This window comes from Pseudomonas sp. TNT2022 ID642 (assembly GCF_028656995.1).
Classification (GTDB): Bacteria; Pseudomonadota; Gammaproteobacteria; order Pseudomonadales; family Pseudomonadaceae; genus Aquipseudomonas.
The window spans coordinates 13344-32005 of sequence record NZ_JAMDGW010000011.1 but is presented as its reverse complement, the minus strand read 5'-3'; the positions used below and the strand labels follow the sequence as shown (position 1 = coordinate 32005).

20 protein-coding genes, 1 tRNA gene and 1 pseudogene are annotated in these 18662 nt (G+C 56.1%); 7 read left to right on the top strand and 15 right to left on the bottom strand.

Annotated features, from left to right (window positions below):
• Positions 1-14: 14 nt before the first annotated feature.
• The 5 genes and pseudogenes from M5G26_RS11615 to M5G26_RS11595 form a co-directional block, all read right to left on the bottom strand.
• A pseudogene (locus M5G26_RS11615) lies at positions 15-260 on the bottom strand (phage holin, lambda family); the annotation flags it as partial.
• 161 nt (positions 261-421) lie between these two features.
• A complete protein-coding gene (locus M5G26_RS11610; protein ID WP_273915378.1) occupies positions 422-733 on the bottom strand; it encodes a hypothetical protein in 312 nt (103 codons plus the stop codon).
• A gap of 395 nt (positions 734-1128) precedes the next feature.
• Positions 1129-1467, bottom strand: a complete 339-nt coding sequence (locus tag M5G26_RS11605) for a hypothetical protein (protein ID WP_273915377.1) — start codon at positions 1465-1467, stop codon at positions 1129-1131.
• A gap of 466 nt (positions 1468-1933) precedes the next feature.
• Entirely contained in the window at positions 1934-2185 is a 252-nt protein-coding gene (locus M5G26_RS11600; protein ID WP_273915376.1) for a hypothetical protein, read from the bottom strand.
• A 60-nt stretch (positions 2186-2245) separates the two neighbouring features.
• A complete protein-coding gene (locus M5G26_RS11595; protein WP_273915375.1) occupies positions 2246-2608 on the bottom strand; it encodes a hypothetical protein in 363 nt (120 codons plus the stop codon).
• Between the two features lie 11 nt (positions 2609-2619).
• Here M5G26_RS11595 and M5G26_RS11590 point away from each other — a divergent pair, with 11 nt between their 5' ends.
• Positions 2620-3213: a hypothetical protein gene (locus M5G26_RS11590; RefSeq protein ID WP_273915374.1), complete on the top strand. Its 594-nt coding sequence runs from the start codon at positions 2620-2622 to the stop codon at positions 3211-3213.
• 29 nt (positions 3214-3242) lie between these two features.
• Here M5G26_RS11590 and M5G26_RS11585 read toward each other — a convergent pair whose 3' ends face one another.
• Together M5G26_RS11585 and M5G26_RS11580 are read right to left on the bottom strand one after the other, a co-directional pair.
• Entirely contained in the window at positions 3243-4178 is a 936-nt protein-coding gene (locus M5G26_RS11585; RefSeq protein WP_273915373.1) for a LysR family transcriptional regulator, read from the bottom strand.
• Positions 4179-4331: 153 nt separating this feature from the next.
• Positions 4332-5462, bottom strand: a complete 1131-nt coding sequence (locus tag M5G26_RS11580; protein WP_273915372.1) for an alkene reductase — start codon at positions 5460-5462, stop codon at positions 4332-4334.
• A gap of 314 nt (positions 5463-5776) precedes the next feature.
• On the opposite strand from M5G26_RS11580, the gene M5G26_RS11575 reads away from it, so the two are divergent.
• Positions 5777-7120: a Shedu anti-phage system protein SduA domain-containing protein gene (locus tag M5G26_RS11575; protein ID WP_273915371.1), complete on the top strand. Its 1344-nt coding sequence runs from the start codon at positions 5777-5779 to the stop codon at positions 7118-7120.
• A gap of 75 nt (positions 7121-7195) precedes the next feature.
• Here the strand turns inward: M5G26_RS11575 and M5G26_RS11570 are convergent, their stop codons facing one another.
• Positions 7196-8455 carry a DUF1173 family protein gene (locus M5G26_RS11570; RefSeq protein ID WP_273915370.1) on the bottom strand — a complete coding sequence of 420 codons (1260 nt, stop codon included), beginning with the start codon at positions 8453-8455 and terminating at the stop codon, positions 7196-7198.
• 226 nt (positions 8456-8681) lie between these two features.
• Here M5G26_RS11570 and M5G26_RS11565 point away from each other — a divergent pair, with 226 nt between their 5' ends.
• Positions 8682-8891, top strand: coding sequence for a hypothetical protein (locus tag M5G26_RS11565; protein ID WP_273915369.1), 210 nt, complete (start codon positions 8682-8684; stop codon positions 8889-8891).
• Positions 8892-8900: 9 nt separating this feature from the next.
• On the opposite strand, the gene M5G26_RS11560 is transcribed toward M5G26_RS11565, so the two are convergent.
• Complete coding sequence (locus M5G26_RS11560) at positions 8901-9314, bottom strand: cupin domain-containing protein (RefSeq protein WP_273915368.1); 414 nt, start codon at positions 9312-9314, stop codon at positions 8901-8903.
• A 123-nt stretch (positions 9315-9437) separates the two neighbouring features.
• Positions 9438-10337, bottom strand: a complete 900-nt coding sequence (locus M5G26_RS11555; protein WP_273915367.1) for a transcriptional regulator GcvA — start codon at positions 10335-10337, stop codon at positions 9438-9440.
• A 107-nt stretch (positions 10338-10444) separates the two neighbouring features.
• On the opposite strand from M5G26_RS11555, the gene gstA reads away from it, so the two are divergent.
• Positions 10445-11149 carry a glutathione transferase GstA gene (gene gstA, locus M5G26_RS11550; RefSeq protein WP_273915366.1) on the top strand — a complete coding sequence of 235 codons (705 nt, stop codon included), beginning with the start codon at positions 10445-10447 and terminating at the stop codon, positions 11147-11149.
• Positions 11142-11522 carry a RidA family protein gene (locus tag M5G26_RS11545; RefSeq protein WP_273915365.1) on the top strand — a complete coding sequence of 127 codons (381 nt, stop codon included), beginning with the start codon at positions 11142-11144 and terminating at the stop codon, positions 11520-11522. Before gstA ends, M5G26_RS11545 begins: the two co-directional genes overlap by 8 nt.
• An 84-nt stretch (positions 11523-11606) precedes the next feature.
• On the opposite strand, the gene M5G26_RS11540 is transcribed toward M5G26_RS11545, so the two are convergent.
• On the bottom strand, positions 11607-12116 hold the full coding sequence (locus tag M5G26_RS11540; RefSeq protein ID WP_273915364.1) for a hypothetical protein: 510 nt from the start codon (positions 12114-12116) through the stop codon (positions 11607-11609).
• Between the two features lie 209 nt (positions 12117-12325).
• On the opposite strand from M5G26_RS11540, the gene M5G26_RS11535 reads away from it, so the two are divergent.
• Positions 12326-14314, top strand: coding sequence for a peptidase U32 family protein (locus M5G26_RS11535; RefSeq protein WP_095118617.1), 1989 nt, complete (start codon positions 12326-12328; stop codon positions 14312-14314).
• Positions 14315-14428: 114 nt separating this feature from the next.
• On the opposite strand, the gene M5G26_RS11530 is transcribed toward M5G26_RS11535, so the two are convergent.
• A tRNA-Gln gene (locus M5G26_RS11530) sits at positions 14429-14503 on the bottom strand.
• A gap of 319 nt (positions 14504-14822) precedes the next feature.
• Between M5G26_RS11530 and M5G26_RS11525 the strand changes: the two genes are divergently transcribed.
• On the top strand, positions 14823-15851 hold the full coding sequence (locus M5G26_RS11525) for an alpha/beta fold hydrolase (protein ID WP_150692686.1): 1029 nt from the start codon (positions 14823-14825) through the stop codon (positions 15849-15851).
• Between the two features lie 216 nt (positions 15852-16067).
• Here M5G26_RS11525 and M5G26_RS11520 read toward each other — a convergent pair whose 3' ends face one another.
• The 3 genes from M5G26_RS11520 to M5G26_RS11510 all read right to left on the bottom strand — a co-directional run bounded on the left by M5G26_RS11520 (position 16068) and on the right by M5G26_RS11510 (position 18660).
• Positions 16068-16424, bottom strand: coding sequence for a DUF6124 family protein (locus M5G26_RS11520; protein ID WP_134177149.1), 357 nt, complete (start codon positions 16422-16424; stop codon positions 16068-16070).
• Positions 16425-16543: 119 nt separating this feature from the next.
• The gene (locus M5G26_RS11515) at positions 16544-16909 is read right to left on the bottom strand and encodes a DUF6124 family protein (RefSeq protein ID WP_273915363.1); all 366 of its coding nucleotides are present in this window, start codon (positions 16907-16909) and stop codon (positions 16544-16546) included.
• Between the two features lie 725 nt (positions 16910-17634).
• The gene (locus M5G26_RS11510; protein WP_273915362.1) at positions 17635-18660 is read right to left on the bottom strand and encodes a GlxA family transcriptional regulator; all 1026 of its coding nucleotides are present in this window, start codon (positions 18658-18660) and stop codon (positions 17635-17637) included.
• Positions 18661-18662 lie beyond the last annotated feature (2 nt).

The window sequence follows — 18662 nt, the reverse complement described above, 5'->3', positions numbered from 1 at the left end:
GTGATGGTTACTCAACCGCCCGCGAAGGTGGCCATGCTCTGGGGCAGTCCGAAGAAGTCCAGACCACTGATGATGGTCAGCGTCAGGTCGCCGCAGATGGTGCCTCCCACCAGCATCTAGCGACGTGTGCCGCCACCGTAAGTGATCTGCAGCACGGCCATAGCGCAGGACAGCGCAGCCGCATAGAGGATCGGCGAATGCTGGCTCAAACACGCAAGCGCTATCGCCCATGTGCCTGGTTTGTCTGGCATGTTTGGCATCTTGGTTCCTCCCCGTCAGGGAGTGGTGGTCAATTGGCAGGGACTCCCCTGCGGATTTGAATCAGCTCCATCTGCACTCCCAGCTCGGAGCAATGGGTGCAGGGAGCAGAAAAGGAAAAAGCCCCGACATCTGCCAGGGCTTCATTTCGAGTAAAACGTAGTCACACTCCCAAAGGAAGCAACTCATTTTCTAAAAATTTGGCAAACATGACTTTGCCATCAGTGTCTTTCCAGGTGCAGCCGACCATGTCTACAAAGTTATCAGGGAGACGTACAGCCCCTACATCGCCACCAAGGTTTATTGGCCCGGGATCTCCAACTGTCAATTGCTGGCCGTCCTGAATAACCTTGCGAGACTTTGACTTGCGAACCACTTGGCCTTTCACGTATAGGACGACATCGCCTTTCTTGAACTTCCGCGGCTGTTCTTCTCGCGGAATTGAACTACCTATCGATTTTCTGTTGTCTCGCATGCTAATCCCTATGCTGGTCATACCAAATGGCCACGTCGAGATTAACGCAATTAGGCAAAAACGCAAAAGCCCCTGCAAATGCCGAGGCCATGTGCTGGTGCGTTCGTCTTTCCGAGCTGGCTTGCCAAAGGCTTTCTCAACGTCGACGCCCCTTTGCCTCGATCTAGCTGATCCAGTCTCGCGGCACCCCGACAGCATGTGAGATAAGACTGCGCGGGCTACCGGTGTTGATTCCGTACGTCGCACTATCCGGCTATCGACGGCCAGGCCTCAGTGAGGCCGCCCTAGTTGAGGTAAATTTGAGGCATAAAAAACCCAGCATCTAGCCGGGTTTTCTAATCGTGGAAGCAAGAAATCGACAGCCTGCAGTCCCTTGGCATAGCCATGGCGAGTGCTTAGTTGTTTCGATCCCAGAAGATTTTTGCGATAGCCCAACCGACGAAAGTCATGATCACATCAGCAACGAACATAGCACTGTAATTCGGTGCTTGCGGAGCAAGACCACCTCCGAGGTAATGCTCTGCGTCAGGCGGTGAAACAAGGTGATAACCCTGTGGGAAAATAGCCCAAAGGCAGAGCACGACCACAAGGCCAATTGTCCATGCGGCCTGGTTCTCATATGACTGCTTTCGGCACCATAGGGCCGCTAAGGTGACTAGCCCTGCCACGACGGCTGTTGGAATCTGGTGAACACACGATACGAAAACTTCTACAACAAACATCAAATTGCTCATGAGCATCTCTTAATTAATAGCGAACTGCCAGTATCTCACTAAATGCGCTCAAGGTTGAAGGCCAAATAAAAAGCCCAGCACGATGGCTGGGCTTATGATAGAGCGGTCCTACGCAACTCTTTTGCGCTTGCGCAACACTCGCAAGTGCATCCACCCAGACCGAGTGACGTCATGCCTAAGAGAGTGAGAAAGCGAACATGTAAAGGCTTTGAGAAGTCCGCGTTCAACCAGTCCGTTCAAGCATGATTTCAGACGATGCCAGTGCGCTTTATCATTTGGCGCAGGGTTACGCTCAATGGCAATACCCACGGGGCCATGCTCAGTAGATCGACTGATCGCCAAGAGCAATTGGTTTTCGTAATCTGCGGCAGTCTCCATAGACAACTCCATGCGTTTTCTGTGTCAGGTTCAACCTCACCGACATTAGCACCGTTTGACGTTGCAAGCAGCAGCCAAAATGCACGGATTATTTGGTGAAGGTCGCCTTCAGGTTGTCATGGCCGCCCTCAAGCTCTATCTCCCACTCCGGGCATTCTGCGCTCAAATCCAGCAATACTGTCTCAAACGCTTCGTAGGACACATCAGCACTGACTTCAGCCTTGACTGATGCTTTGAGTTCAAAATGAAGAAATCCGCCACCTACCAGCGGCCTGGACGGCAACTGCCTGATGATCTGACGCTTCAATTCGGCGGCTAGAGTATGTGCGGTGTATTCCACGAGCTGAATCCTTTCGAGCAAGATGAGTGCCCGACGCAATGGCCGAGCTTTCGATAAGCGTCACATCGCTGAGCGCTTGCCATTACGAAAGAACAGGTAGATCAGTCCAAGGGGAGCGATAAAGATCGAGAACGCCCAGCACATCATGATGGTGAGGTATTTCGCGATCACGAACGTCGAGGCGTTCCAGTAAAACTGATTGTTTCCAACGATGTAGCTAACCACACTTTCGTAGACGAACCTTGCGTAGGGGTACAGTACGGTGTTGATCAGGACGTAGCTGATGAACCCAAAGTTTGGCTGGTGCTTGCCGCTGACCGACACGGCAATCAGCAGTGCGGCGATGACGGCGCCGAACAAAAAGTGCCGCAAATAAACCGGGCCACTCAACCCGCCAAACGTTTTCGAAAAAAAAGAATGCATGAGATCCCTTCGTGGCAATGATTCCGATTGGCCACCAACATATCAGCAACCAGCCGCATCTGGAAGAAAACCAAGAACGAAGATTCTGCAGTCAGCTAATCTACGGAGCAATGTCGGCGCTTATAGCGACTCAAGGGAATGAAATGGTCTTTCGGGATGACTTGCTCTGTTCAGTTGTTTTGCTGGCGCTCGTTCTGGCATACGCATCGGGTGCGGGGAACACGCTCTACTTAGGCTATTGGTACCTCACGCTGGCGCCTGTGGTGATGTGGCTGCCAGGCTTGATTCTTCGTGCTCGGCCCCTGTTTCTAACAGGAACGACAGGCGCTGCGGTCGTCACTCTTCTGGTCTATATGGCGATCGTATCCAGCTCGGGTCGTGAGGGCGGTCTCGTTGGGTTGGGGCATTTGTTTTCTGCCCCGGGAATGCTCGTCGGCACCAGCGTTTCGGCGTGGTTGTTGAGATCCCGCGTGAATGCGCGATTGCCCTGGATCGTCGCCGGCATCGCATTTTTGGGAGCAGGCTGCGGTTTCTTGATTGCCCAGGTTATTGTCTGCACCACCGCGATGTACTGCGGCGCACTGTCGATGGGTGTCTGGAATTAACTGAACGAGCCCCCCGCTAAATGTCTCTGTCAGTTGCAATCCCCAAGATCATCCCAATAAGGCGGTTCACCGATCGCGCTGATGAAGTAGTCCCACACCACACGTACTTTCTGCGATCGAAGGCGATTCTCCGGGGAAAGCAGATGGATCTGGCTCGGCGTTTGCTCCACCGATCCCTGCCAATCAGGTAAAAGCCGAATGAGCTGCCGGTTCTTGAAGCTCTCGGGGCTAAAGAGCCAGGACGGGAAAAACACGATCCCCCTGCCCGCCAGCGCGGCCTCCACCAGTACCTGACCATTATTGCTTCTGAGCGGGCCATGGACGTCGATAATCTCGGCGCTGTCGCTGCCTGGCTTTCTGAAATACCAGCGCTGCGCGCCGCCGGTTCCCTTGTAGACCAGGCATGCATGACTCTGCAGATCCGCCGGCGACGCGGGTTGGCCATGCTTAGCTATGTAGTCCGCACTGGCGCACAGAACATAGTGCTGATCGCAGATTTTCCGGCCGATCAAGCCAGAGTCGCCCAAGTGTCCGACCCGAAAGATGAGGTCGGCGCCCTCCTGAACCGGGTCGATAAAGGCATCGGTGACTGTCAACTCGACCGTCAGCTCGGGATACTTGTCATACAGACCATTGAGCAGTTTGACGATGTGCAGACTGCCGAAGGCGACTGGAGCGTTGATCCGTACGAGTCCGCGCACCTCTGCACCTTTTCCAGCGATTTCCTCATCAGCGGCATCGAGCAATTCCAGCACTTCGCGGATCTGCTGGTAATAACGCTCGCCCGCGTCCGTCAGTTTCACTGCACGGGTATTTCGATACAGAAGCTGCTGACCCACCTCTCGCTCGAGCGCCGCGATGAAGCGTGAAACGGACGACGCCGGCACTTGGAAATGCCGAGCCGTCGCCGAGAAACTGCCAGTCACGGCGACCATGGTGAAGTACCGGTGCGCTTTGAGGTGCATAAGGAATTCCGATCATCAAGAACAGGTGATTTGCACTAAAACAGAACTTCGCCTGCTTGTCCTCCCGCAACATTCTTGCAGGCCTGTTTGCACCCGACATGAAAAAGCAGCCGCCCCGAGTAACGGTGACGGCTGCAGTACTTCAGCGGTTACCTAACCTTTGTAAGGCGGATAATCGACATAACCGTCAGCCCCGCCGCCGTAGAAGGTTTCGCGTTTGGCCTCGGTCAGAGGCCAGTTGTTTCGCAGCCGCGCCACCAGATCAGGGTTGCTGATGTAGGCAGTGCCGAACGCGGCGAGGTCGATAATGCCGTCATTGATCAGATCGTCCGCACGCTGGCGCGACATTCCGCCCGCCAGAATGAGCGCTGTTGCAGGCAATTTCGACTTAATGGTCGACAGCAGCTCAAGGAACGTTGCCTTCGGCCCGCTGCCACCACCTTCGGTACCCGGAGCAGGAAACCCGGACTGATCCATGACATGAACGTAGGCCAGTTGCCGAGCACCAATCTCCGCAGCCAGCGCGGTATAGGTTTCATCGATCTGCTCATACAGCGGCATATCGAACAGCTGGCCATACGGCGAAATACGGATGCCTACCCGACCCGCGCCAATCCGTGCGACTACAGCATCGATCACTTCCAGCGTGAAGCGCAGACGATTTTCCAATCGATCGGCCGAGTACTGATCGGTCCGATCGTTGACCAGCGGATTCATGAACTGCTCGAACAGATAGCCGTTGGCACCGTGAATTTCCACGCCATCGAAACCCGCCTCAATCGCGTTTTGCGCAGCCTGCGCAAACTCGCCGACGATGCGCGAGACCTCAGCCGTTTCCAGTTGACGGGGTGCCGGCGGCTCGACCAGCGCTGGCTTGCCGTCAGCGTCGTAACCGAATGCTGTAGCGCCGACGGCTTGCTTGGATGTGGCGCTCACCGGCAGTTTTCCACCGTCCTGGATCGACGGGTGCGAGACGCGGCCGACGTGCCAGATCTGCGCAAACATCTTGCCGCCCACGGCATGCACCGAGTCGGTGGTCAGACGCCATCCAGCGATCTGTTCGGCAGTGAAAATGCCGGGATTGAACAGATAGCCCTGCCCTTCACGGGAAATCGGCGTGCCCTCGCTGACGATCAAGCCTGCGGTAGCACGTTGCGCGTAATACAGCGCCACGCGTTCATCGGCAGCATCATTGGGTGCACGCGATCGGGTCAGCGGCGCCATGACGATGCGGTTTTTGAGCGTGGTGTCGCCCAGGCGAAATTCATTGAAAAGTGTCGACATTGGAGTTTCCGGAGTAGATCGAGAATGGCGACGATCAGCGGAGCGACAGCCTGACGATGTGGTCTGTCTCGACTCGCGCCAAAGGTCTGATGAGTTGCAGCGATGAACCGATGCTAACTTCAGGTCCTGACAGCAACAATCCACCGGAATCGCAAATGACTATTGCTTTTGAAGCAACTCCGCTGTGTTCGTTGCTCGGCCAACTGCCTTCGGCCTTTGCATTTTTACCGCGGGATTCGATTCTCTTTCCGGCGTGAAAACGGCAGCATGGCGCTAAAGTCTTATCTCTCCGTCGGTATTTACACGAGTGGCAAATGAATCTGAACTCAGTACAACAAACAGCCGTTGAACGCATTGTGGAATCGTATCTGAGCGGGAGCAGGCTCGCCTTGATCCAAATGGCTCAGGGAACAGGGAAGACCTTAGTCGCTCGAACCGCGTTGAAAAGGATAGCGGCGAAGAAACAAACGCTTTCGGTTGCGTGGATCTATGAGTTTGACGAGGAATTGAGACAGCTACTTGCGGACTCCGATAAAGCGCCGGAGCCACTCAAGATCACTTACTTAAAATATTCACAACTGATTTCAGGCATTGCTTCGGCGACGATTTCATACGACGCCTTTGATGTGCTGCTATTTATTGGGCCAAACCGGGTGGCCGATGATCTTGAAAAGGTCACCGCCTATTTTTCCGGTTTCAAGCTGCTGTTCAGCTCTATTGCTTCAAACCACCCATTCTTCTCAGCGAATCGACAACACCTCATCTTCAGCTATACCTTTGATCATGCATTGGCAGATGGCCTAACACTCAGCTTGGCGCTGCAGTCGAAACTCAATGATTTAAGCAATCGACTAGACGATGACTTCGCTACGGAGAAAATGTCGGAAGGTTTAAAACGTGCGCAAGAGGACAGCCGAGCACTAAATGAAGTGTTGACGATGTTGCGTGAAGGCAAGGTAAGCGTCGACGACATCCTTGGCATGCAAGAAAAAAGAACTCAACTGAAGACATTTCAACGTTTATTGAACGACGCGTCCTTCTTCAGAAGCAGTATTGAGGGCGGCGCGGGGCCGGAAAGTGTTTGGCAGAAATTTTTTCAGGCAAACCAGTGGATTTTTGGCTTTGGTCTCAATTACCTGTTCAACACTCCACTGCAGGACGGCAGACTTGAGCAAGTGGTTGCAGGGCATAGCGTCAAGGGTGCAGGCAAAAGAGTTGATGCCCTTCTCAGTTCCAATGGAATGATCAGCTCGCTGTGCTTCGCCGAAATCAAGACCCATGAAAAGCCTTTACTTCGTCAGGTAAGTACATCCTACCGTCCTGGTGCCTGGGCCATATCCGATGAACTGGCGGGCGGTATCGCGCAACTCCAGCGCACGGTTCAGGTATCGATGGAAAATCTGAAGACAAGCCTCACCGTCAAGGACGACGAGGGATTCGACTGCGGTGAAAAGCTCTACATGTATAAACCAAAGTCGTTTCTTGTCATTGGAACGCTGGCTGAGTTTACCAACCAAAACGGCAGTATCCATGAAGACAGATTCAGTTCCTTTCAGATGTTCAGAAACGCGTTGTCAGATGTTCAAGTCATCACATTCGACGAGTTGTACGAAAGAGCCAAAGGCCTGATCGGTCCTGCTGCGGAGCTCTCGAGCTAGTTCGCGCAGTCGAGGGGCCTTTCGCAGTTCGTAGTGCAGCAAGCCCAGATACAGGGTCCTCCATTCACATCGTGGTTATTTCATCGCAGGTGGCAGTTGCGGAATGTTTCTCGCATCGGGGTCCTCAGCGGCATCCCACTGCCACCATCCCGATCGCTTTGAGTACTCAGTCTGGTAGTGAATGATTTTGGCCGCTTTGCGCTGCAGATAATCTGCAGTGTTCATACCAAACACTTCCATTGGATATTCATCCTCCAGGTCATTCAACCAGAAGTCGGGAAGGGTTTGTTCATCTGCGTCAAATCGCAGCGGCTTGGAGAATTTACGTTTTTGCTCGCGCAGCATCGTCTCGACGACGCCTTCAAGACTCGAATCCAATGGAATGAGCATGTCACTCACGCGCATCAGTGCGACCTCGAGAACATCGTAGTACTTGCTGTTTTGACGAAGGTTAAAAAAAGCGATGGCGATGGTCTTAGCACCTTTTTTCCAGGCTGCAATCTCTCGAGCAAAACTTTTCTGTGCATCTGGCCAGACCTGACCATTGAGGTACAGCTTTGGTATACCCGCGCTGTTCATCAACGACAGTGCGGGCATCTGATCCACGCTGTCTTCAACCGCACCGGCAAAAGGCTCAAGCACTCCGATGGCGAGCAGCCGGTAGTTATGCTTTTTGGCCGTATCCAGCACAGAGACGTTACGCCTTGCATCCATCGAGCCTCTTTGCGCTGGAGTCAAAAGCACTCGGTCCAGGGTCATACGATGGGTTTTGATGTTCTCCGCCGTTTTTTTGAGCTGCCATTCAAGGATTGCATCCTTGCGTTTACCTTCCATCGCAGGGACCCAGGCATGCAGATTGCTGCGCGTCCAAAGCAGATGCAGCAGCCCCAAAAGCGTCATCACACGCTGTGTTCTTCGCGGTTTACGGGGATTGAGCGCAAGGACAGGCTGAGGATCATCGCCATCGTTATTCGCCCTGATTTGAATAGCGTGTGATAGACGGACGCTGACATCGTTGTCGCCCCCCTCCAGCACAACGCCTTCAACATAGGCGCGCAGTCCGGAACGAGACTCTGCCTCACTAAAAAAACGACAATCGAACGCGTGCTCCGACCCGGTGTTCGCGCACCTGGCGAGAAAGTAATGTTCACTGCCTTTGAGGTAGCGGATATTGAGAAGCTTGGCGCCCTGCCCGTGGCATAAACACTTGGCCTGCTTGCCATGTGCATTTTTCAACAGTCGCTGCCACAGCTTGGCTTTGTCCTTTTCCGTCTGGTATCCCTTCGAGCACGGAAACTGCGCACCTGGCACTTCTACTTCGAAAGTTTCGAACATGTCATCCCGTTCTTATGCTGATTGGGGTCCTGCACAGCCGCCGTCTTCGGTACTGAGTCTTCGGATTCGCCCCTTTAATAAGCAATCGTAGTCACCACCCGCTTCATCGCGTCAAGCGTGTTATGACCTTTTCCGGTTTTTCCGCAATCATCGTTTTGGCGGATTCGTGCGCCCCGTACGTGTTAAAAATGAAAACCTCAGAGTTTCCTGGCGAGATGATCATCGAATGCCGAAGCAACAGCCAACCCATAAAGAACCCGCAACCGCCGCAGAGATCGAACGCTCGATCCAGGCTTTAAACAAAATGGCCGAGCGCTTGTGGGGCGAAGGTCGAGAGGCCGAGGCCAAAGCCCTGCTCGATGCGCTCGATGCGTTGAACCGAGCGCTCGATCGAATCAGGATTGGAGAAAGTCGCCGAGCGGCGACTCTCCATTGAGGCGCGGGCCTACGGTTTGAGAATCAGCAACGGCTCGCCCTTCTTGACGATATACGTTGCCAACTCCGAACCCTTGTCCACACCAATGTTTTTGGCGACATGCGCCGCACCCTCCGGAATAAACAACGAATCCCCCGCCTTCAACGTCACCGGCGCCCTGCCCTCCAGTTGATATTCGAACGTGCCGCTGATCACGTAAGCGACCTCGACACCCGGGTGTGCATGCCGGGGCGAGGTTACGCCCGGCTCAAAATCGACACGCGCCTGAATCACTTCGCGCTCGGCAGCCCCCAGATCCTGGCGAACCAGATCGGTGCGGCTCAAGCCTTGTTGCCAGCTTTTGGCTGGCGCGTCAGCCGCGTGGGCGACGCCGATGATTGAAGCGAGTAGCGCAGCGCTGGCCAGTAACAGTGGACGATGCATGGTGGAGCCCTCTCAAACGTAGTGGTGGTGTGACCGCTACTTTGGGAGCCGCGTGTATGGCGGATGTGTCGCAAACCCCGAGTTTATTGTTCGCGTGTGTCTGCGCAGTAACTTGATACACGCTTATACAAAGGTGTCTTTGCCGGGCGGCAGTGCCAACAGCCATGTCCTGAACGCCACGATCTTCTTTGCTTCCGCCGTTTCATGGGGCGCTACCAGATAAAAGCCGAGTTCATCCTTCAGGCGCAGATCGAACGGAGCCACCAGGCGCCCGGCCCGCAGATCGTCCTCAACGTAGGTTGAGCGGCCAATACACACGCCCTGCCCGTCGACAGCGGCCTGTACCGCCATCAGCGCCAGATCGAAGGTCAGGCGCGGGCCTTCGGCGAGTTGCGGCGGTTGACCGGCGGCACGCAGCCAGGCGCTCCAGTCACCGGCTGTCGCGCCGCTGACTTGCAACAACGTCTGACTGGCCAGGTCTGCGGGCGCGCGCAAGGTCTTCGCCAGTGCCGGACTGCAAACCGGGAAAACTTCATCGGACATCAAAAAATCGCCACGCAAACCCTTCCAGTCGCCGCGCCCGTAGCGGATGGCTGCATCGATAGCGCCCTTGCGAAAATCGACTAATTCAGTCGACGCACTGATTCGCACATCGATAGCGGGACACGCCTGCTGAAAGGACGGCAACCGCGGCAACAGCCACTTCGATGCAAACGACACCAGCGTACTGATCGTCAGCACGCTTTTATCGCGAGAGGCAAGCAACTGCTCAGTCGAGTAACGCAGTTCTTGAAACGCCGCACGTACACCCGGCAAGTAGGCGTGCCCGTCCTCGCTCAGTGCCAACCCCTCATTGAGCCGCAAAAACAGCGGCCCGCCCAGCTCTGCTTCGAGTCGGCGGATCTGGTGACTGACAGCGGTCTGGGTGACGTTGAGCTCTTCGGCAGCCTTGGTGAAGCTCATATGCCGGGCGACCGCTTCAAAGGCGCGCAAACCGTTCAGCGAGGGAAGTCGGAACGTCATGGTTCTGAGTGCTCATGAGATTTTGTCATACGCTAGCACCGCAAATGACCTTTGCGAAAGCCGCTTCGGCAATGGAATCTGGCGTCCTCTCTCAGCAAGGAAGTGCCATGAAACTGTATTTCGCACCCATGACCTGTTCGCTTTCCCCGCACATTGTGCTGCGGGAACTGGGTTTGCCGTTCGAACTGGTTCGCGTCAATAACCAGAGCAAGCGCACTGCCGATGGCCATGACTTTCGTGAGATCAACCCGAAGGGCTACGTTGCCGCGCTGGTTCTGGATAACGGCGACGTGCTGACGGAGGGGCCGGCGATCCTGCAGTTTCTGCTCGATCAGGTGCCCGGCAACACGCTGGCGCCACCCCAGGGTTCATGGCAGCACACGCGTCTGCAGGAGCATCTGAACTTCATCAGTACGGAAATTCACGGTGGCAGTGCACCACTGTTCAATGCGCAGATTCCGGAATCGGTCAAAACGATTTTCCGCCACACACTGTTCAAGCGCCTTGATTACCTGAATCAGCAACTGTCGGCTCGGCACTATCTGATGGACAAATTCGGCGTCGCCGATGCTTATCTGTTTACGGTACTGAGGTGGCTGCCGACCTTTGCCATCGACATACAAGACTGGCCGGCACTTGCCGGCTATATGCAGCGCATCGGCGCCCGCCCCTGCGTTGTTGCAGCCCTTGCGACGGAGGCGGCGCGCAGCCTGTCTGACCGATCTCTGGAGTCATGGAACGGGCCATGTCGACGCTGTATCTGTAAACTGCGGCCATCTTCACTCGCTCAATCAAAGGATCAGCATGGCTAACCAAGACATCACCTTCACTCCGGATCCGGACGCCGACTCGATTTCCTCGGACGTCACCACGTTCAACGGGATCATGATGTCCACGCAAATCCCGACCCGTGCCGACGGCAGCCTGGAACTGGGCGATATCACCGCGCAAAGCGAATGCACCCTGCAAGCGCTGAAAGTTGCGCTGGAGCGTGCTGGCAGCTCGATGGATCGCGTGATGCACCTGACCATCTACCTCACCGACATGACTGATCGCGCCGCATTCAATGAGGTTTACCAGCGCTTCTTCGCCAAGCCGTGGCCGGTGCGTGCGGCGGTAGGTGTGGCGTCGCTGGCGGTTGAAGGGATGCGCGTGGAAGTCACGGCGATGGCGGCCAAAGCCTGAGCGCCACTCCTTTCAGGTCATCAGCCGCCGCCTCATAGAGGCTTAAAACACGAGCCAAGCCTGTAAAGGCTGGCTCGCGTCTTTTCAGGATCGCTTCCGGGCTTCAAGTGGCCCTGTGGCAACAAGCGATAACTTTCCTTCCTTTACGCTATATTTTTTGACTTGACCTTGGTCCTCAAACTCAAAATCGAAGTGGAAATTGGCGGTTATCGAACCGTTCGCGTCATTTCTCTGAAACTTAATTTTTCCCGCCTTGGCATAGATGATATTCGGGGTCATTGTGATGAGCCCTTGAACACTACTACCCAGCCCCCCTATGTCGTGTTCTCCATCGGGTAACTCGTTATCAATAACGAACGACATTATTTCGATAATGTTGTTCGCATCCTCTCGATGGTGCGCGATCAGGCTAAAGGTTTCGGCGGACCCGAAGTACAGAGCTTTACCTTCTTGGGTTGCCTGAAATACCGGCCCGCCAAGGTGCGGATGGACAGGGTCAATCACGGCTTTGTAGTAAATTTCCGGCGCGCGGGTCCTTCTGTTCAAATTATCTTTGTTGATACCTAAATAACGAAAATAGTCTTTATCGTTCATAGCAACATGTCCTTTTCGTAATGAATGCTCGGCGAGTGACTTCATTACTATTTCGAACTTCCTTCTGCGCAACAACTGACAGGTCTGACAGTTGCGCGAATCCGCGAAACGTGCAATGCGCGATTTGCAGACCATCGGTACATAGGTGCCGACATGTCGTTTCACGGGTAGAATGCGCGCCTAACCGTGACAGCCTGACTAAAAAAACTATGTCCTTGCCCAAGCATCATCTGGAATTGCTCAGCCCTGCCCGCGATGTGGCCATCGCCCGTGAGGCGATCCTGCACGGCGCTGATGCCGTGTACATCGGCGGCCCGAGCTTCGGCGCGCGCCATAACGCCTGCAACGAAGTCGGCGAAATCGCCGAACTGGTGGAGTTCGCCCGCAAGTATCACGCGCGAATTTTCACCACCATCAACACCATCCTGCACGACAACGAACTGGAGCCGGCGCGCAAGCTGATCCATCAGTTGTACGACGCTGGTGTCGACGCGCTGATCGTTCAGGATCTGGGCGTGATGGAGCTGGACATTCCGCCGATCGAGCTGCACGCCTCGACCCAGACCGACATTCGCACGCTGGAGCGGGCGAAGTTCCTCGATCAGGCCGGTTTCTCGCAACTGGTATTGGCCCGTGAGCTGAACCTGCAGGAAATCCGCGCGATCGCCGACGAAACCGACGCCGCCATCGAATTCTTCATTCATGGCGCGTTGTGCGTGGCCTTCTCTGGCCAGTGCAACATCTCTCATGCGCAAACCGGTCGCAGCGCCAACCGTGGCGATTGCTCCCAGGCGTGCCGCTTGCCGTACACCCTCAAAGATGAAAAGGGTGGCGTGATCGCCTACGAAAAACACCTGCTGTCGATGAAAGACAACAACCAGAGCGCCAACATCCGCGCGCTGGTTGAAGCCGGTGTGCGTTCGTTCAAGATCGAAGGTCGCTACAAGGACATGGGCTATGTGAAGAACATCACCGCCTATTACCGCCAGCGCCTCGACGACGTGCTCGAAGACCGCCCGGACCTGGCCCGCGCCTCCAGCGGCCGCACCGCGCACTTCTTCCTGCCTGACCCGGAAAAGACTTTCCACCGTGGTAGCACCGACTATTTCGTCACCGATCGCAAGATCGACATCGGTGCTTTCGACTCGCCGACCTTCACCGGTCTGCCAGTGGGTATTGTCGAGAAAGTCGGCAAACGCGACATGCAGGTCGTCACCCAGGAGCCGCTGTCCAACGGCGACGGCTTGAACGTGCTGGTCAAACGCGAAGTGGTCGGTTTCCGCGCCAACATCGCTGAAGCCAAAGGCGAGTTCGAAGAAGACGGCGAGAAGCGCTATCGCTACCGCGTCGAGCCGAACGAGATGCCGGAAGGCTTGTACAAGCTGCGCCCGAATCATCCGTTGAATCGCAACCTCGATCACAACTGGCAGCAAGCGCTGCAAAAGACCTCTTCCGAGCGTCGCGTGGCCCTGAGCTGGGTCGCTCGTCTGCGTGAAGAACAGCTGGAAGTGACCGCCACCAGTGAAGAAGGCATCAGCGCCAGCGTTACCTTGAACGGTCCGTTCGGTGTGGCCAACAAGCCTGAGCAAGCGTTGGAACAGTTGCGCGATCTGCTCGGCCAGCTCGGCACCACGCAGTACCACGCCACCGACATCAAGCTGGATGCGCCACAGGCGTTCTTCATCCCGAACTCGCAGCTCAAGTCGCTGCGCCGTGAAGTGATCGAAGCCCTGACCGCCGCCCGTGTCGCCGCTCATCCGCGTGGTGGCCGTAAAGCCGAAACCAGCCCGCCGCCGGTGTACCCGGATTCGCACCTGACCTTCCTCGCCAACGTCTACAACCAAAAGGCGCGCGACTTCTACCACCGTCACGGCGTCAAGCTGATCGACGCCGCGTATGAAGCCCACGAAGAGCCGGGCGAAGTGCCGGTGATGATCACCAAGCACTGCCTGCGTTTCTCCTTCAACCTGTGCCCGAAACAGGCGAAAGGCGTGACCGGCGTGCGCACCAAAGTTGCGCCGATGCAGTTGATCCACGGCGATGAAGTGCTGACGCTGAAGTTCGATTGCAAGCCGTGTGAAATGCACATCATCGGCAAGATGAAAGGCCACATCCTCAACCTGCCGCAACCGGGCAGCGTGGTCGGCCACATCAGCCCCGAAGACCTGATGAAAACCATTCCGCGCGCACCGCACTGAGTGGACGGCGTGCGCGGTGCTTCGGCGCCGCGCATGCCTGCCCCGCTTTGCCTGGCCAAATCGCAGGCATAAAAAAACGCCAACTTCTTGCGAAGTTGGCGTTTTTTTCGAATATGGCAGGGGCGGCTGGATTCGAACCAACGCATGGCAGGATCAAAACCTGCTGCCTTACCGCTTGGCGACGCCCCTACTGCTCTGTCCAGCTACTTCGTTAGGTTCGCTGTGAGAACGGGGCGCAATTTACCAAGGTTTTTTTGCTTTGGGAAGCGCGAAGTGAAATATTTTTTGTTTTAAAACAGCCACTTATTATTTTGGCCTGAATCAGGCCCGTGGTGAGTCGGTTTCGTCGCCGTGTATCAGACTGTGTACGAACCCCAACCTGACACATCGACATTCAACTAAGCCGTTCTTCGACACAGGCCGGATACGTCCCAGCGCTCAAATGCACTCAAGGTTTCAAGGGTTCATTCAGACCCCTTGGCCAAAAGCTCGCAAAGGAGACGTCACCATGAAGATGGCACTGCACACCCGCAAAACCGCGTTCGGTTTGTCGATTCTGGCTTTGTCGTTGTTCGGCGCTTTTGGCAGCGCTCAGGCGCAAACCTCTGAGCCTGCGGCCGCCAGCTATTCCGCGCCCTCGCCTTTCGGCCCGTTGAAACATGTGAAGGCCGGCGTGCTCGACGTCGCCTACGCCGAAACCGGCCCTGCCAATGGTCCGGTGGTGATCCTGCTGCACGGCTGGCCCTACGACATTCACAGCTACGACGAAGTCGCGCCGTTACTGGCGGCCAAGGGTTATCGGGTGTTGATGCCTTATGCGCGTGGGTATGGCGATACGCAGTTCCTCTCCAAAGACACCCTGCGCAACGGTCAACCAGCGGCGCTGGCCAGTGACGTCGTCGACTTCATGGACGCGCTGAAGATCAAGCAAGCGGTGCTCGGCGGTTATGACTGGGGCGCGCGCTCGGCGGACATCGTCTCGGCGCTGTGGCCGGAACGGGTGAAAGCTTTGGTTTCGGTCAGTGGTTATCTGATCGGCAATCAGGCCGCCGGGCAGAATCCGCTGCCGCCCAAGGCAGAGTTGCAGTGGTGGTATCAGTTCTACTTTGCGACCGACCGTGGTCGTGCCGGCTACGAGAAAAACACTCATGATTTCGCCAAGCTGATCTGGCAAACCGCTTCGCCGCAATGGAAGTTCGACGACGCCACGTTTGACCGCAGCGCCAAGGCGCTGGAGAACCCGGATCACGTCGACATCACCGTGTTCAACTATCGCTGGCGTCTGGGCTTGGTGCAGGGTGAAGCGAAGTACGCGGCACTGGAACAGAAACTCGCTACCGCACCGTCGATCAGCGTGCCGACCATTACCCTTGAAGGCGACGCCAACGGTGCGCCGCACCCGGCGCCGGAGGATTACGCCAAGCGCTTTACCGGCAAGTATCAGTTCCGTTTGATCAACGGCGGGATTGGCCACAACCTGCCGCAGGAAGATCCGCAGGCGTTTGCCAAGGCTGTGATTGATGCGGATCACCTGTAGAAACTAAAAAGTAGTCAGCCGCGAAGGCTGACTGCTTGATTATTTTAGGGTGGGATTAAAGCTTGAGAGATGGTCACGTTTTGCAAATGCTTTGCCTGAACTGGCGTCATCGCGAGCAGGCGAACGCCTACATTTGAAATGCGTTCCCCCTGTAGGAGTGAGCCTGCTCGCGATCACGCCCGACCAGACACCCTCAACCCCGACTAACGTGCGCGATCACTCGGTTGGCACAACCAGATCCAACGCCTTGTTCACCGCCAACTCCCCCAACATGACCACTTGCGCAATGCCCAGCAGCGTATGACGATTTGCGCCCTCCAGCATTCCGGCAAAATTACCGAGCATGACCGACGCGGACGCCAACGACCCGCAAGCATTGGTCAGCAACGACTCGGTGTCTGCTTGCGGGTTGGCCATGAACAGAGCATTGGGCGTATAGGGCGTGGCCATGATCGCGGCAGGCAACAGGTAATGGTCAAGCGCTCGCTCTGCCGCTTCGTGAAGTTTTCTTGAATTGGGCGATGCGTACGGGGACACCAGGTCTGTGACCGGTGGTTCGGGTGGCTGAGACATCAGCTGAAACTCCAGACAAGAACCGTTTGCGGTTCTTTGATAGAAGGCGTGAAGCGTCGCGATCGCGGACGCTTCCGTGCAAATGAGGGCGCGAGCGCCCTCACCCATCTGCATCGCGACTAGCGCGGCAAGCGCTGGTTATCCAGAACTCGACCGACCACCAATTCACTGAGCATGATCACCTGTTGCAGGATCAACATCTTTTTGCGCTGTGAAGGGTCAATCGAATCGGCGAGATCGCGGGCCATGTCACTGGCAGAGGACAAGGTTTCAGTGGCTTCGACGAGCAGGGTTTCGTTATCCACCGTGGGGTCGATCAGGTAGATCTTGCCGGTTTTTCGGGTGGGTATTGAAGTCTTCAGCGCGGAGGGGTTGAGGTAGAAGTTGATCGCGCGGTCGGTGGCCTCTTTGATGTTTCGAGGTTCGAGTGCGGCGTCGTAGGGGATTGGATCGGTTTCTGGCGGGTTTGGCGTAATTTTGAACATAAAGGACTCTTTGTCTTAGAAGAATTGAAGAGCCGTCACTTTCGCTACCAAACGAAGGGTGGCGGCCAGACGTGGGTTGGTAGACCGGTCAAGACAGAGAAAACCCGGCGCCCCCGAAAGGGCCCCACGCATGGCCACCATATAAAACCGAGTCCCAAAAAAGAGACCGCATAAGGTGATGCAATACGGGCTGTCAAGAAACGGGCTACCAAACCCGATCACTGTTTTGCAGTGACAGGGAAACGATACAGCCCGCCTCAAGGCGCGTAAGCCGGCGGATTCTGGCGTACGCGTAGGCAACGGCGCAAGGTGTTGTAGCCGTTATGGCGTAACAGTGCGTGTAAGTTAAACGTGTGTGCGCGGCGGTGTTTAAAAGCCCCTCACCCTAGCCCTCTCCCAGAGGGAGAGGGGACTGACCGTGGTGTTTGGGAGAGGTACGCCGACGTGGGATACCGAGGTGAACTCTAGTGAGGAAGCGGTTGGTGCCGCCGACAAAGCCCCTCACCCTAGCCCTCTCCCAGAGGGAGAGGTGACCGACCGTGGTGTTTGGAAGAGGTACGCCGACGTGGGATATCGCATCGAACTCTGTTGAGAAGCGGTTGGTGCCGCCTGCAAATTCCCTCACCCTAGCCCTCTCCCAGAGGGAGAGGGAACTGACCGGGGTGTTTGGGCGAGGTTCGCCGACGTGGGATTTCGAGGTGAATTCAGGTGGGTAACGGCTTGGGTTATTTGACCAGCCGTTTTTCTTTGGAGGGTCTGTAGCCGAAATATGAGCTGTAGCATTTGCTGAAATGGCTTGGGGAAACGAAGCCGCACGCTACGAGCACTTCCACTTGTGACAGCTCGGTGTGTTGCAGCAAACGCCTTGCTTCGGTGATGCGCAGTTCCAGGTAATAACGCTGCGGCGTGGTGCCCAGTTGTTCCTTGAACAAGCGCTCCAACTGGCGACGTGAGCGCCCCGCGTACACCGCCAGTTGCTCCAGCTCCAGCGGCTCCTCCAGATTGGCATCCATCAGTTTCACCACTTCACGCAGCGGCGCACTGACGCAGAGGTTTTCATCCGGTTTGATGCGTCGGTAGCGCGACTCTTCGAACGCAAGGATGTCTTCGATGCCCTCGACCAAGGCTTTGCCGTGCAGGCTCTTGATCCAGTCGAGTGCCATGTGGAAAGCGCCGGACGGACTCGACGCTGTGAGTCGGTCACGGTCAATCACATAGGGTTCACTGCTGACGTGGGTGGCTTTGGCGATCTCGGTCAGCGCCGGGCGGTGCTCCGGGTGGATCGCGCAGCGGTAGCCATCGAGCAACGCGGCGCGGCCGAGAAACCACGAGCCATTCCATAACCCGGCGAGCGCGATGCCGCGCTCCGCTGCTGATCTGAGCAAGCCGATAAACTCATCACTTGCGCGCAGTTCGGTGCGATAACCGCCACACACCACCAGCAGATCCAGTTGCTGAAGCGCGGCCGAATCCAGACGTGCATCGGGGCGGATCACCAGGCCCAAGTCACTGATGACTTCACCGTCACCCAAGCCAAACGTGCGCGAAGAAAACAACCCCGGACGCAGCAGATTAGTAGTGACAACGGTGTCCAGCGCCTGGGTAAACGCCGGCAATGAAAAGTGTTCGAGCAGCAGAAAACCGGTGCGGGTCATGCGCGTATCATCCGCGCCTTGCTCATTCAGATAGCGGAGATTTTTCCCCTTCATGCCTCCGCTGAATTGGCGTCGTTCGATCAAGTTCGGGTCCATCG

Excerpts from the sequence above, each read along its gene's own strand:
- M5G26_RS11610 (WP_273915378.1), bottom strand. The coding sequence starts at position 733 with ATGCGAGACAACAGAAAATCGATAGGTAGTTCAATTCCGCGAGAAGAA.
- M5G26_RS11605 (WP_273915377.1), bottom strand. The coding sequence starts at position 1,467 with ATGAGCAATTTGATGTTTGTTGTAGAAGTTTTCGTATCGTGTGTTCAC.
- M5G26_RS11595 (WP_273915375.1), bottom strand. The coding sequence starts at position 2,608 with ATGCATTCTTTTTTTTCGAAAACGTTTGGCGGGTTGAGTGGCCCGGTT.
- M5G26_RS11585 (WP_273915373.1), bottom strand. The coding sequence starts at position 4,178 with ATGCACCTCAAAGCGCACCGGTACTTCACCATGGTCGCCGTGACTGGC.
- M5G26_RS11580 (WP_273915372.1), bottom strand. The coding sequence starts at position 5,462 with ATGTCGACACTTTTCAATGAATTTCGCCTGGGCGACACCACGCTCAAA.
- M5G26_RS11575 (WP_273915371.1), top strand. The coding sequence starts at position 5,777 with ATGAATCTGAACTCAGTACAACAAACAGCCGTTGAACGCATTGTGGAA.
- M5G26_RS11570 (WP_273915370.1), bottom strand. The coding sequence starts at position 8,455 with ATGTTCGAAACTTTCGAAGTAGAAGTGCCAGGTGCGCAGTTTCCGTGC.
- M5G26_RS11565 (WP_273915369.1), top strand. The coding sequence starts at position 8,682 with ATGCCGAAGCAACAGCCAACCCATAAAGAACCCGCAACCGCCGCAGAG.
- M5G26_RS11560 (WP_273915368.1), bottom strand. The coding sequence starts at position 9,314 with ATGCATCGTCCACTGTTACTGGCCAGCGCTGCGCTACTCGCTTCAATC.
- M5G26_RS11555 (WP_273915367.1), bottom strand. The coding sequence starts at position 10,337 with ATGACGTTCCGACTTCCCTCGCTGAACGGTTTGCGCGCCTTTGAAGCG.
- gstA (WP_273915366.1), top strand. The coding sequence starts at position 10,445 with ATGAAACTGTATTTCGCACCCATGACCTGTTCGCTTTCCCCGCACATT.
- M5G26_RS11545 (WP_273915365.1), top strand. The coding sequence starts at position 11,142 with ATGGCTAACCAAGACATCACCTTCACTCCGGATCCGGACGCCGACTCG.
- M5G26_RS11540 (WP_273915364.1), bottom strand. The coding sequence starts at position 12,116 with ATGAACGATAAAGACTATTTTCGTTATTTAGGTATCAACAAAGATAAT.
- M5G26_RS11535 (WP_095118617.1), top strand. The coding sequence starts at position 12,326 with ATGTCCTTGCCCAAGCATCATCTGGAATTGCTCAGCCCTGCCCGCGAT.
- M5G26_RS11525 (WP_150692686.1), top strand. The coding sequence starts at position 14,823 with ATGAAGATGGCACTGCACACCCGCAAAACCGCGTTCGGTTTGTCGATT.
- M5G26_RS11520 (WP_134177149.1), bottom strand. The coding sequence starts at position 16,424 with ATGTCTCAGCCACCCGAACCACCGGTCACAGACCTGGTGTCCCCGTAC.
- M5G26_RS11515 (WP_273915363.1), bottom strand. The coding sequence starts at position 16,909 with ATGTTCAAAATTACGCCAAACCCGCCAGAAACCGATCCAATCCCCTAC.
- M5G26_RS11510 (WP_273915362.1), bottom strand. The coding sequence starts at position 18,660 with ATGGACCCGAACTTGATCGAACGACGCCAATTCAGCGGAGGCATGAAG.